The organism is Rathayibacter rhapontici, from assembly GCF_001995175.1.
Taxonomy (GTDB): Bacteria; Actinomycetota; Actinomycetes; order Actinomycetales; family Microbacteriaceae; genus Rathayibacter.
Genome location: NZ_MUKN01000079.1, coordinates 1 through 12,668, shown reverse-complemented (window position 1 = coordinate 12,668; position 12,668 = coordinate 1). Strand labels below are relative to the sequence as shown.

Genomic DNA, 12,668 nt, shown 5'->3' with positions numbered 1-12,668 from the left:
AGAAGGCGCCCGCGAGGCCGAGCTGGCCGCGGCGGCGGCCGCGGATCCGACGGCGGCGCCCGGCTCCTCGAGCACCTCCGTCACGCCCCGCGAGGAGGGCGACGACTACCCGTGGCGCGATCAGCTCACCGACGATCAGGGCGGCGGGCTCTCACCGCTGCGCTACTACTACCGCGAGTGCGTCGACTTCGTGGCCTGGCGCCTCAACCGCGACCAGGGCTCGACCGGCGCCCCGTGGAAGTGGAACTGGGGCAACATGACCCCCGGCGGCGGCAGCGCCTACGCCTGGGCGGGCCAGTGGGCCTCGCACGGCTGGGAGACCAGCACCACGCCGGTCCCCGGCAGTGTCGCCTGGTTCACCGGCAACCACGTGGCGTACGTGCAGTCGGTCAACTCCGACGGCACGGTCTCGCTCGAGGAGTACAACTGGGGCAACGACCACTCGTACCACACGCGCACGATCCCGGCCTCGAGCGTGCCGCTCTTCCTCTACCCGCCGAGCTGATCGTGTCGACAGGACCCGCTGCGGGCGGCATCGGATTCGCGGTCGCGCAGTTCGCGCCGGTCGCCGACCGCGACGCCAATCTCGCGACGATCCGGCGGCTCGTCGAGGTCGCCGTGCAGCGCGGCGCGCGCGTGGTCGTGCTGCCCGAGTACAGCTCCTCCTTCGCCGATCCGCTCGGCCCCGGCACGCTCGCCGCGGGGGAGCCGCTCGACGGCGCGTTCGTGCAGGGCGTCGGAGCCATCGCCCGCGAGCTCGACGTGTTCGTGGTCGCCGGGATGGTCGAGGCGATCGAGGGGGAGCGCCGCGTCGCCAACACGCTCGTCGCCGTGGACCCCGCGGGTGCGCTGGTCGCGCACTACCGCAAGCTCCACCTCTACGACGCGTTCGGGCAGACCGAGTCGGAGTGGATCGCCCCCGGCGAGATCGGCGTGCCCGAGACCTTCGCCGTCGGCGACCTCGTCGTCGGACTGCAGACCTGCTACGACCTCCGGTTCCCCGAGGTGACGCGCTGGCTCGTCGACGCGGGTGCCGACGTCGTCGCCGCACCGGCCGAATGGGTGAGAGGACCGCTCAAGGAGGCGCACTGGCGCACCCTCGTCACCGCGCGGGCTCTCGAGAACACGATCTACCTCGTCGCCGCCGACCAGACGCCGCCGATCGGGGTCGGGAACAGCATGATCGTCGATCCGATGGGCGTCGAGATCGCCACGCTCGGCGAGGCCGAGGACGTGGCGGTCGCCTGGCTGTCCCGCGAGCGGATCGACGCCGCCCGCGCGAAGAACCCGGCGCTCGCGCTGCGCCGCTTCGCGATCCGCCCGCTCTAGGAGCCGCCGACGGATCCGCTGACGGGTCGACCGGGGATCCGCGTCAGGCCCGCAGGCGGGCGAGCCGCCCGGCCGCCTCCTCGAGCACCTCGAACCGCTTGCAGAAGGCGAAGCGCACCAGCGAGCGGTACCCGTCCGCGTCCTCGGGTCGCAGAAGGCCGACACCGGCACCGCGACGACGCCCGCCAGCTCCGGGAGCGAGCGGCAGAAGGCCGTTCCGTCGGCGTGGCCCAGCGGGGCGACGTCGGCCACGACGAAGTAGCTCCCGGAGGAGGGCGACACCCCGAACCCGGCGGCCGCGAGGCCGGCCGAGAGGATGTCCCGCTTGCGCTGGAGAGTGCCCGCGATGCCGGTGAAGAAGGAGTCGTCCAGCCCCAGGCCCCGCGCCACCGCCCCCTGGAACGGCGAGCCGCTCACGTAGGTGAGGAACTGCTTCACCGCGAGGACCGCCGTGATCAGCTCGCGCGGCCCGGTGATCCAGCCGATCTTCCAGCCGGTGGTGCTGAACGTCTTGCCGGCGGAGGAGATCGTCAGCGTGCGCTCCCACGCCCCCGGCAGGGTCGCGATCGGCACGTGCGGGGAGTCGAAGCGGAGGTGCTCGTAGACCTCGTCCGTCACGATCAGCGCGTCGTGGCGGTGCGCGAGCCGGACGATCAGCTCGAGGGTCTCGACCGGCAGCACCGAGCCGGTCGGATTGTGCGGGTCGTTGACGAGGATCACGCGCGTGCGGTCCGTGACCGCCGCCTCCAGCTCCGCGTGGTCGACCGAGAAGTCCGGTCCGCGCAGCGGCACCGTCCGGTGCGCACCCCGGGCGAGGGCGATCAGCGCCCCGTAGGCGTCGTAATGCGGAGTGAAAGAGACGACCTCGTCCCCGGGCTCCAGCAGGGCGAGGAGGGTCGCCGCGAGAGCCTCCGTGGCGCCGGTCGTGACGAGGACCTCGCCGTCCGGATCGGGCTCGAGGCCGTAGAACCGCTGCTGATGCGCGGCGATCGCGGTGCGGAGGACCGGGAAGCCGGGGCCCGGCGGGTACTGGTTCAGGCCCGACGCGATGGCCTCGCGCGCGGTCTCGAGCACCTCGCGCGGCCCGTCCTCGTCGGGGAAGCCCTGCCCGAGGTTGATCGCGCCGGTGCGCTGCGCGAGCGCGCTCATCTCGCTGAAGACGGTGGCGGCGACCTCGCCGCGGGGACCGAGAAGGCCGGCGCCGCGGCGGCGCGGGTCCAGGATCCGTGGATGCTCACGGCTCCAGTCTGCACGCTCGCGCGCGCCTCGACTTCGAGTCCCGCTTCCAGCCCGGTCATAAGGAACCCCCAGGTTCGGTGGCCAAGCTGACTGAGCTTGGAAGGAGCACTACCCATGACCGAGAGTCACGAGGGTCCTCGTCAGCCCGAGGATCCCACCACGCCGACGGACCCGCAGGCGTCCCCGGCGGCCGAGCAGGGCCGCGGGTCCGAGCACCCCACCCTCCCGCTGCCCGAGGCGTCCGCGCCCCGCCACGAGGCGCAGCCCGTCTCCACCCCCACCTCCTCCGCGGGCGACGAGGCGCCGCCCCGTCGCGCCCGCTCCCCGGTACGGCCAGTACGCGCCGCCCGCGGCGAGCACGGTCCACAGCTCCGAGAACCCGCCCTCCTCGAGCGCGTTCGGTCCCGGCGGCGAGCAGCCGCACGCGTCCAGCCCCGCTCCCGCCAAGCGCCGCGCCGGCGTCAGCGTCGTCGCCGCCCTCGCCATCGGCGCGGTCGTCGGGGGAGTGGCCGGCGCCGGCGTGTTCGGCCTCTGGTCGGCCTCGAACGGGTCCGCCACGCGCGTCGTCTCGGCCGGCGGCGGGCAGACGATCACGGTCAACAACGCCGAGGACGCGACGACGGCGACAGCAGTCGCTGCGAAGGCGACTCCGAGCGTCGTGACGATCGCCGTGAGCGGCGGCTCGTCCGCCGGCACGGGCTCGGGCATCGTCCTGTCCGACGACGGCTACGTGCTCACCAACACCCACGTCGTCACCCTCGACGGAGGCGTCGCCGACGCCGCCGTCACGGTGACCACGAGCGACGGCCGGATCTACGACGCGACCATCGTCGGCACCGACCCGACCCTCGACCTCGCGGTGATCAAGCTGACCGACGCGAGCGATCTCACTCCGATCACCTTCGCGGACTCCTCCGAGATCAACGTCGGCGACACCGCCGTCGCGATCGGAGCGCCGCTGGGCCTCTCCGGCACGGTCACCGACGGCATCGTCAGCGCGCTCAACCGCAGCATCCAGGTCGCCTCCTCCGCAGCGCCGGACGACTCCGGCGACAGCTCGAGCGGCGGCACCGACAGCCCCTTCAACTTCGACATCCCGGGCCAGGCCCCGCAGACGCAGGCGACGAGCACGATCTCGCTGCCGGTCATCCAGACCGACGCGGCGATCAACCCCGGCAACTCGGGCGGCGCGCTCCTCGACAGTGACGGCGAGCTCATCGGGGTCAACGTCGCGATCGCGAGTGCGGGCTCCTCGAGCTCGGGCGACCAGAGCGGCAACATCGGAGTCGGCTTCGCCGTTCCGAGTGCGGTCGCCGAGCGCATCGCGAAGGAGATCATCGAGAACGGCTCGGCCACTCACGGCCTGCTCGGTGCGAGTGTCACCGACTCGACGGAGGACGTCCTCGGCGCGGCGATCCGCGAGGTCACCTCGGGGGGAGCAGCCCAGGCGGCGGGCCTCCGGGCGGGCGACGTCGTCACGGGGATCGACGACACCCCGATCACGAACGCGTCCGACCTGACCGCGCAGGTGCGCGCCCGTGCGGCGGAGGCCGACGTGCGGATCACCTACGTCCGCGACGGCCAGAGCTACGAGCTCGACGCGACGCTGGGCACGATGGCGACCGGCTGATCCGCTCCTTCCGCACCACCGGCAGCCCCCGAGGATCCGTCCCCGGGGGCTGCTGCTAGTGTGGGGCGGACTTCTGCCCGGGCGCGTCGAGCGGCCGGATCCTCCCGCACGAACTGGACACATGCAGCCCGAGAACCCGACGGACCAGGCCTCGACGGACGACCTCTCCGGCCTGCCCGGCGTCTCGTACGTCATGCCCGTCCTGAACGAGGTCACGCACGTCCGAGCGGCCGTCGACTCGCTGCTCGCCCAGGACTACACCGGTCCCTTCGACGTCGTCCTCGCCGTCGCTCCGAGCATCGACGGCACCGAGGCGCTCGTCGAGCAGCTGAGCGCCGCCGACCCCCGGATCCGCGTGGTGCCCAACGGAGTCGGCTCCACTCCCGCCGGCCTGAACGCCGCGATCCGCGCCTCCCGACATCCCGTCATCGTGCGGGTCGACGCACACTCGGTGCTGCCGCGCGACTACGCGCGGGTGGCGGTCGAGGCGCTGCAGCGCTCCGGCGCGGACAACGTCGGCGGCGTCATGGCGGCCGAGGGGCTCACGCCGTTGCAGCGCGCGGTCGCGCGGGCCTACGGCTCGCGCATCGGACTCGGCGGCACCCCGCACCACGTCGGCGGTGCGGAGGGACCGGCCGAGACCGTCTACCTCGGTGTGTTCCGGAGGTCGGCGCTCGAGCGGGCCGGCCTGTTCGACGAGCGCTTCAAGCGAGGTCAGGACTGGGAGCTGAACCGCCGCCTGCGCGAGCAGGGCGGCACGGTCTGGTTCACTCCGCGGCTCACGGTCACGTACCGCCCCCGCCCGTCGATGCGCGCGCTGCTGCGCCAGTTCCTCTCGACGGGGATGTGGCGCGGCGAGCTGACCCGCCTGTTCCCGGCGTCCCGGTCGCTGCGCTACTTCGCTCCGCCCGTGCTCGTCGCGCTGCTCGCACTGGGGCTGCTCCTCGGCCTCGCCGGCGTCGTGCAGGCCCTGGTCGGCGCGGCGCCCTGGCTGCTCCTCGGACTCGCGGTCCCGGCCGGGTACCTCCTGCTCGTCGCGGCCGCGACCGTCGCCGTCGCCCGGGTCGACGCCCGCGTGCGATGCTGTGGTTCGCCGTCGTGATCCCGTCGATCCACGTGGCGTGGGGCACCGGCTTCGTGCTCGGCTTCGCCGGGCTGACGAGCAACATCTCGGCCGCCCGCAACCAGCCCCGCACCCAGGGCGTGCCGACCGGCACCGACAGCACCGACGGCTCCGACACTGCGAGGGGCGCATGACCGCGACCACGAGACCCCGTTCGATCGCCGAGCTGAAGGCCGTCGCGCAGCCCCCCGAGGTGCGCGGACGGCGGAACGCCGAGCACTGGACGGCGTCGCTCTACCTCCGCCGCTTCTCGCCGTACCTGACCTGGGTGCTGCTGCGCACGTCGATCTCGGCGAACGGCGTCACGGGGCTGATGATCCTCGTCGGCTGGAGCGCGGCCGCCGCGCTGCTGATCCCCGGTGTCGCCGGCGCCGCGCTCGCCCTGCTCCTCGGCCAGCTGCAGATGCTGGTCGACTGCTGCGACGGCGAGGTCGCCCGCTGGCGGCGAACCTCCTCGCCGGCCGGTGTGTTCCTCGACAAGGTGGGCCACTACACGACGGAGTCGCTCATCCCGATCGCACTGGGCCTGCGGGCGGCGGGCTTCCCGTTCGAGGCGCCTGGCGACTTCCTGTGGACCACGATCGGCCTCGCGCTGGCCCTGGTCATCGTGCTGAACAAGGCGCTGAACGACATGGTGCACGTGGCGCGTGCGAACGCCGGCCTGGCGAAGCTGGCCGACACCAAGGGGGAGGCCGTCCCGTCCTCGTCCGGGCTCGCCGCGCTGCGCCGAGCCGCGCGCTTCGTGCCGTTCCACCGCCTCTACCACTCCGTCGAGCTCACGATGCTGGCGTTCGCCGCCTCGCTCGTCGGCCTCGTGATCGGAGCGGAGACGGCCGACCGCGGGCTGGCGTCGGTGCTCCTGCCGCTCGCGCTGCTCGCCCTCGCGGGGCACTTCGTCGCGATCATGGCCTCGCAGCGTGTCCGCTCCTGACTCGGTTCCGGAGGCACTGCCCCGGGTCGGCGTCGTCGTCCTGACGCAGGGAACGCGGCCCGACGACCTCGCGGCGGGTCTCGCGAGCGTCCTCGCCCAGCGCGGCGTGGAGCTCGACGTGGTCTGCGTCGGCAACGGCTGGACACCGCAGGGCCTGCCCGCCGGAGTGCGCGCGCTCGCGCTCCCCGAGAACCTCGGCATCCCGGCCGGGAGGAACGCCGGCGTGCCCGCGACCCGCGGCGAGTACCTGTTCTTCCTCGACGACGACGCGCGGGTGCCGTCGCCGGACTTCCTCCGCGACGCGATCGCGCTGCTCGGGTCCGCGCGGCGCATCGGACTCGTGCAGCCGCGCGTCGACAGCGCCGACGGCACCCCCGCCCCGCGTCGCTGGATCCCGCGGATCCTCAAGGGCGACGCGCGGCGCTCCGGACCGGTCTTCTCGGTCTGGGAGGGCGCGGTCGTGCTGCGCCGCGAGGTGTTCGAGGAGGTCGGCGGCTGGGCCGACCCCTTCTTCTACGCCCACGAAGGCATCGAGCTGGCCTGGCGGGTCTGGGACACGGGGCGCACCACCTGGTACGCGGGCGAGCTCGTCGCGCAGCACCCGGTGATCCAGCAGACGCGGCACGCCGACTACTACCGGCTGAACGCGCGCAACCGTGTCTGGCTCGCGCGGCGCAACCTGCCTGCTCCGCTGGCCGTCGCGTACGTCGGCTCGTGGACCGCGATCCAGTGCCTGCGCTGGGCGCGGGACGCTCCGGCCCTGCGCGCGTGGTTCGCGGGCTGGCGGGAGGGGTGGCGGGCGGACGCCGGTCCGCGGCGCGTCCTGTCGTGGCGGACGGTGCTCCGCATGGGTTTCGCCGGTCGTCCGCCCATCGTCTAGCATCGGGGCAGCCGCTCCCGCCGGGGCGGATGCCCCCCGGAAGGACGACGGTGTTCGATTCGACGCAGCTGCTCTCTACGGTGCGCGAGCACCTCGACGAGGGGGACGTGGTCGGCGACGACGACGAGTTCCGCGCTCGTCTCGAGGCGCACCTTCCGCGCCTGGTGGAGCTGCTGGCGCAGGTCTACGGCCACCGCGAGGACCTCGCCGAGCAGATCCTCGGCGTCGTGGCCCTCGCCGCCGCAGCCAGGGCCCAGCGCCCGGAGGAGCTCCGCGCCCTCGACCGCACGCGCGAGCGGCAGCCCGACTGGTTCCTCTCGAACACGGCGCTCGGCGGTGTCTGCTACGTCGACCGCTTCGCCGGCGACCTCGAGGGGCTCCGCGCCGAGATCCCGTACTTCCGCGAGATCGGACTCGACTACCTGCACCTCATGCCGCTCTTCGACGCGCCCGAGGGCGAGTCCGACGGCGGCTACGCGGTGTCGAGCTACCGCCGCGTGCGCACGGACCTCGGCGACATGGACCAGCTGCGCCTGCTCGCCGCGGACCTCCGCGCCGAGGGCATCGCCCTCGTCGTCGACTTCGTCTTCAACCACACCTCGAACGAGCACGAGTGGGCGCAGCGGGCGCTCGCGGGCGAGAAGCGGTTCGAGGACTACTACTGGATCTTCCCGGACCGCGAGCAGCCGGACGCGTTCGAGCGGACGACCCGCGAGATCTTCCCCGAGGACCACCCCGGCTCCTTCGTGCCCCTCGAGGACGGCAGGTGGGTCTGGGCGACCTTCCACCGCTACCAGTGGGATCTGAACTACTCCAACCCCGAGGTCTTCCGCGCGATGGCGGGCGAGATGCTGTTCCTCGCCAACCAGGGGATCGACGCCCTGCGGATGGACGCGGTCGCGTTCATCTGGAAGGAGCTCGGCACGACGTCGGAGTCGCGTCCCGAGGCGCACCTGCTGCTGCGGGCCTTCAACGAGGTGTGCCGCCTGGCCGCTCCGTCGCTGCTGTTCAAGTCCGAGGCGATCGTGCACCCGGACGAGGTCGTCGAGTACATCGACGTGCAGGAGTGCCAGCTCTCGTACAACCCGCTGCAGATGGCGCTGACCTGGGAGGCGCTCGCGACGCGCGACGTCCGCCTCCTCTCGCAGGCCCTCGAGCGCCGCCACGCGCTGCCGGAGGGCACGGCGTGGGTCAACTACGTGCGCGGCCACGACGACATCGGCTGGACCTTCGCCGACGAGGACGCCGCGGAGCTCGGGATCGACGCGGCCGGCCACCGCCGGTTCCTCAACGACTTCTACACCGACCGCTTCGACGGCAGCTTCGCCCGGGGCGTTCCGTTCCAGGAGAACCCGCGCACCGGCGACCGCCGCGTCTCGGGGACGACTGCCTCGCTCGCGGGTGTGGAGGCGGGCGACGCCCACGGCATCGAGCGGGTCCTGCTCGCGCACTCGATCGCGCTGAGCACCGGCGGGCTGCCGCTGCTCTACCTCGGCGACGAGGTCGGCCAGCTGAACGACTACGGCTACCGGGAGGACCCCGCCACGGCGGGAGACTCGCGCTGGGTCAACCGGCCCCGACGCCCCGCCGAGCGCTACGCCCAGCGCGAGACCCCGGGGACCGACGCGGGCGAGATCTTCGGCGGCCTGCTGCACCTCATCGCGATCCGCAAGGCGGTCCCGCTCTTCGCCGGGAACGCCCTCACCGTCTTCGACGCGCAGAACCGCCACGTGCTCGGCTACCAGCGCCCGGGCGACGGCGAGGCGCTGCTCGTGCTGGCGAACGTGTCGGACGAGGTGCAGGAGGTCGCGCCGGAGCGCTTCGGCGGCCTCGATCCGGTGGCCCTGGATCTCGTGACCGAGATCACGGTGGATCTGAGCGAGGGCTTCCGGCTCGCTCCGCTGCAGTTCGTCTGGCTGCGGGTCGCGCCGCCGCGCTGATCGGCCCCTGCCTTCCCCGCCCCCGGAGCGGACGGGGAGGCTTGTAGCCTGGAACGATGACGTCCCGCGATCTCCTCCACCGTCTCGTCCGGGATGCGCGACTGGCGCGGAAGGTCGGCACCGATCTGCTGGCGTCCCGCCGGGCCAGGGCCGCCGTGGCGCGGATCCTCGCCGAGCGGGCGCCTCTGCCCGAGGACCGCTTCGAGATCGGCGTCTACTTCGCCGACGGCGACATCAACCTGTACCAGGTGCGGCAGTGGTACCGCCCGCTGGTCGAGCTCGCGAAGACGCATCCCGTCGTCCTGCTGACCCGCAACGCCAGCGCCGCCGCGATCCTCCTGCTCGAGAGCCCGGTCCCCGTCGCCTACGTCCGGTCGGTCGTCGACCTCGAGGACACGATCGCCCGCCAGCCGCTGCGCATCGTGCTGTACGTCAACCAGAACGCGCGCAACTTCCAGATGATGCGCTACGGGCGCCGCTGGCACGTCTTCGTCAACCACGGCGAGAGCGACAAGATGTACATGACCACGAACCAGTTCAAGGCCTACGACTACAGCTTCATCGCGGGGGACGCCGCCCTCGCCCGGCTGCACCGCGTGCTCTGGGACTTCGACTTCGCCAAGCGCGCGATCGCGATCGGCCGCCCGCAGGCCGACCACTTCGCCGGCCGCACTCCCTTCACCCCGGACGAGCGCCAGGTCGTCCTGTACGCCCCGACCTGGGAGGGCGACCGGGCGGCCGCCGGCTACGGCTCCGTCGCGAGCCACGGCGTCGCCCTCACCCGGGCGCTCCTCGCCGATCGCCGCTTCCGCCTCGTCTACCGGCCGCACCCCCGCAGCGGAGCGGTCGATCCCGCCTACGGAGCGGCGAACCGCGAGATCATCGCCCTCATCACCGCGGCGAACGCGGCCGACCGCAGCGCGCAGCACGTCCACGACACCGGAGGCGAGCTCGGCTGGCAGCTGGCGGCCGCCGACGTCGCGATCCTCGACGTGTCGGCGATGGTCTACGACCGGCTCGCGACCGGGCGGCCCCTGATGGTCACGCGCCCCGTGAGCGCCGACGCCGACGTCGACGAGTCCGGCTACCTCGGCGACGCGGAGTGGCTGCTCGCCCGGGACGCCTCGTCGATCGCATCCCGAATCGACGGTCTCGAGCACGACTCCGCGGCCGTCGAGCGCCTGCAGCGCTGGGTGGGGCACTACTTCGGCGACACCCGGCCGGGAGCGGCGACCGAGCGCTTCCACGCCGCGATCGAGCATCTGCTGGAGGAGTGGGAGCACCACGCCGCTCTGCACCGCGACGATCCGGCCGTCGACGACCACGATCCGGAGGGCTGACGGCAGGCCGACGGCAGGCTGACGGCAGGCCGACGGCAGGCCGACGGCCCCCGCGTCAAGTCCCGGTCGGGGCGGAGGGGCGCCTTCTGCGCGCCGCTACGCTCGACCCATGAGGACCAGACGCATGTTCGCCCGCGCCCGACGGCGCACGGCGGCGCCGACTCCGCCCGCGGTCGACTCCGACATCGTCGTGTCGGCCGACCAGGAGCGCCCGGTCTTCACCATCCGCTCGTTCCGCATCGGCCTCTTCGGCGGTCTGGGCGTGCTCGTGGCCCTGGTCCTCGGCGGCCTGGTCGTCGAGCTCAGCACCGTGCTCACCTACGTGTTCGTGGCGCTGTTCTTCTCACTGGGTCTGGACCCGCTGGTGTCCTGGCTCGAGCGCAACAGGATCCCGCGCGTCCTCGCGATCACCATCGTCTTCGCGGCAGTGCTCCTCGGCTTCGCGGGGCTGCTCCTCTACATCATCCCGATCCTGGTGGCGCAGCTCACGCTGTTCGTGACCGACGCCCCGCGCATCGTCACCGACATCGCCTCGCAGCCCTGGGTCCTCGATCTGGAGCAGCAGATGCGGGGAGTCGTCAAGGTCGACGAGTTGATCGCGACTGTCCAGACCTTCATCGGCAACCCGGAGAACCTGCTCTCGCTCGGCGGCGGCCTGCTCGCAGTCGGGACCGGCATCGCCAGCGGCGTCACCGGTGCGATCATCGTGCTGATCCTGACCCTGTACTTCCTCGCGTCGCTGCGCTCGATGAAGTCGGTCGCCTACCGCTTCGCCCCCGCCTCGCACCGCGCGAAGGCGCGCGAGGTCGGCGAGGAGATCACCGGAGCGGTCGGCCGCTACGTGGTGGGCCAGGTGACGCTCGCCGGCGTCAACGGCGTCCTCACGTTCATCCTCCTGGTCTCGATCGGCGGACCGGTGCCGGCGCTGCTCGCGTGCGTGGCGTTCCTCGGCTCGCTGATCCCGCTCGTCGGCACCATCTCGGGCGCGGCGATCATCTCGCTCGCCTGCCTGCTCGCCTCGCCGCTGACCGCCCTCGTCGCGGCGATCTACTACCTCGTCTACATGCAGGTCGAGGCGTACGTGCTCAGTCCCCGGATCATGGCCCGCGCGGTCTCGGTGCCCGGCGCCGTCGTCGTCATCGCGGCCGTCGCCGGCGGCACCATCGCCGGTGTGCTCGGGGCGCTCGTCGCGATCCCCGTCGCGGCGTCGATCATCATCGTCGTGCAGAAGGTCGTGTTCCCGCGGCAGGACGGGAAGTAGGGCGCTGCCGCCCGTGCAGCCCGCCGATCAGGAGTAGTCGGGCCGGGTCGCGTCGACGCTCCGGACGAACGCCTCCACCGACGGCGGGGGCGAGCCCTGCACTCCCGTCGCGAGGACCGGCGGCAGCGTCCGGGTGACCAGCGGCACGACTCCGGCCCAGACGCCGTCCGTCTGCTCGGCGTCGTCGGAGGGGCCCGCCGCGCGGATCTTGACGCTCGCCTCGGCGAGAGGAAGGCGCAGTACCAGCGTCGCGGCGATCTCCCGCGAGGTGGTGGGCCGCACCTCCTGCGCCCGCCCGGGCAGCAGCCGGTCGACGAGCACGTCGAGCGCCCGCCGCTTCTCCTCGCCCTCCAGGGTCTCGGCCGAACCGAGGATCATCGCGGAGCGGTAGTTCATCGAGCTGTCGAAGGTGGACCGCGCCACGACGAGCCCGTCGACGAGCGAGACCGACACCGTGAGCAGCGAGCCCTGCGCAGCCGACCGCAGCAGCCCTCCTCCGCTGGACCCGTGGAGCAGGAGGGAGTCGCCGTCGCGCGCGAACAGGATCGGCAGGACGATCGCGGTGCCGTCGCGCACCACGGCCACGTGCGCGATGAGCGCCTCGTCGAGGAGGGCGTCGAGGGCGGCGCGGTCGGTGACCTGGCGGTCCCGGATCCGGGTGACGCGGGTGCGATCGGTGACGGGGAGGGTGCTCATGCTCCGATCCTGGCGCGGAGGTGGATCTGTCAGAATGCCACCGGGCCGCGATCCGAGTGGTCCAGAGCGGAGGGCTCCATGGCGTCCGGCGATCTCGAGATCCCGCTGCTGCTGGCACCGTCGCCCCGGGGGTCGGTCCGGGCGCACCTCGCCGAGGCCCTGCGCGCCGCCGTGCTCGACGGCCGCTACGCCCCCGGCGAGCCGATCCCGTCGAGCCGTGTGCTGGCCGGGCAGCTCGGAGTCTCGCGAGGGTCCGTCGTCGCCGCGGTGGACCAGCTGGTGGGCGAGGGCTACCTCGT

General features: G+C 72.8%; 12 protein-coding genes and 1 pseudogene. 11 read left to right on the top strand and 2 right to left on the bottom strand.

The window, feature by feature from the left end; translation table 11 throughout:
* Together B0T42_RS17510 and B0T42_RS17505 are read left to right on the top strand one after the other, a co-directional pair.
* Positions 1-505, top strand: a 505-nt coding sequence (locus B0T42_RS17510) for a CHAP domain-containing protein (protein ID WP_139344566.1), incomplete at its 5' end; no start/stop codon positions are given.
* Positions 506-507: 2 nt separating this feature from the next.
* A complete protein-coding gene (locus tag B0T42_RS17505) occupies positions 508-1,329 on the top strand; it encodes a carbon-nitrogen hydrolase family protein (protein WP_201788577.1) in 822 nt (273 codons plus the stop codon).
* Between the two features lie 43 nt (positions 1,330-1,372).
* Here the strand turns inward: B0T42_RS17505 and B0T42_RS17500 are convergent.
* Positions 1,373-2,567 (bottom strand): annotated as a pseudogene (locus B0T42_RS17500) (pyridoxal phosphate-dependent aminotransferase).
* A 506-nt stretch (positions 2,568-3,073) separates the two neighbouring features.
* On the opposite strand from B0T42_RS17500, the gene B0T42_RS17495 reads away from it, so the two are divergent.
* The 8 genes from B0T42_RS17495 to B0T42_RS17465 all read left to right on the top strand — a co-directional run bounded on the left by B0T42_RS17495 (position 3,074) and on the right by B0T42_RS17465 (position 11,673).
* Positions 3,074-4,198, top strand: coding sequence for a S1C family serine protease (locus B0T42_RS17495; protein WP_201788576.1), 1,125 nt, complete (start codon positions 3,074-3,076; stop codon positions 4,196-4,198).
* Between the two features lie 121 nt (positions 4,199-4,319).
* Complete coding sequence (locus B0T42_RS17490) at positions 4,320-5,300, top strand: glycosyltransferase family 2 protein (RefSeq protein WP_342418275.1); 981 nt, start codon at positions 4,320-4,322, stop codon at positions 5,298-5,300.
* Positions 5,279-5,455 carry a hypothetical protein gene (locus tag B0T42_RS22455; protein ID WP_342418274.1) on the top strand — a complete coding sequence of 59 codons (177 nt, stop codon included), beginning with the start codon at positions 5,279-5,281 and terminating at the stop codon, positions 5,453-5,455. The genes B0T42_RS17490 and B0T42_RS22455 overlap by 22 nt, the downstream gene beginning before the upstream one ends.
* Positions 5,452-6,252, top strand: a complete 801-nt coding sequence (locus B0T42_RS17485) for a CDP-alcohol phosphatidyltransferase family protein (protein WP_077224294.1) — start codon at positions 5,452-5,454, stop codon at positions 6,250-6,252. Before B0T42_RS22455 ends, B0T42_RS17485 begins: the two co-directional genes overlap by 4 nt.
* Positions 6,239-7,132 (top strand): glycosyltransferase family 2 protein, encoded by an 894-nt coding sequence (locus tag B0T42_RS17480; RefSeq protein ID WP_077224293.1) that lies wholly within the window; start codon positions 6,239-6,241, stop codon positions 7,130-7,132. The genes B0T42_RS17485 and B0T42_RS17480 overlap by 14 nt, the downstream gene beginning before the upstream one ends.
* A 50-nt stretch (positions 7,133-7,182) precedes the next feature.
* Positions 7,183-9,072 carry an amylosucrase gene (locus tag B0T42_RS17475; RefSeq protein WP_446737394.1) on the top strand — a complete coding sequence of 630 codons (1,890 nt, stop codon included), beginning with the start codon at positions 7,183-7,185 and terminating at the stop codon, positions 9,070-9,072.
* 56 nt (positions 9,073-9,128) lie between these two features.
* On the top strand, positions 9,129-10,412 hold the full coding sequence (locus tag B0T42_RS17470; RefSeq protein WP_077224291.1) for a hypothetical protein: 1,284 nt from the start codon (positions 9,129-9,131) through the stop codon (positions 10,410-10,412).
* Positions 10,413-10,521: 109 nt separating this feature from the next.
* The gene (locus B0T42_RS17465; RefSeq protein WP_094742798.1) at positions 10,522-11,673 is read left to right on the top strand and encodes an AI-2E family transporter; all 1,152 of its coding nucleotides are present in this window, start codon (positions 10,522-10,524) and stop codon (positions 11,671-11,673) included.
* A 27-nt stretch (positions 11,674-11,700) separates the two neighbouring features.
* On the opposite strand, the gene B0T42_RS17460 is transcribed toward B0T42_RS17465, so the two are convergent.
* Entirely contained in the window at positions 11,701-12,369 is a 669-nt protein-coding gene (locus B0T42_RS17460) for a pyridoxamine 5'-phosphate oxidase family protein (RefSeq protein ID WP_077224289.1), read from the bottom strand.
* 78 nt (positions 12,370-12,447) lie between these two features.
* Between B0T42_RS17460 and B0T42_RS22140 the strand changes: the two genes are divergently transcribed.
* The coding region (locus B0T42_RS22140) for a GntR family transcriptional regulator (protein WP_139344565.1) at positions 12,448-12,668 on the top strand (221 nt) is incomplete at its 3' end.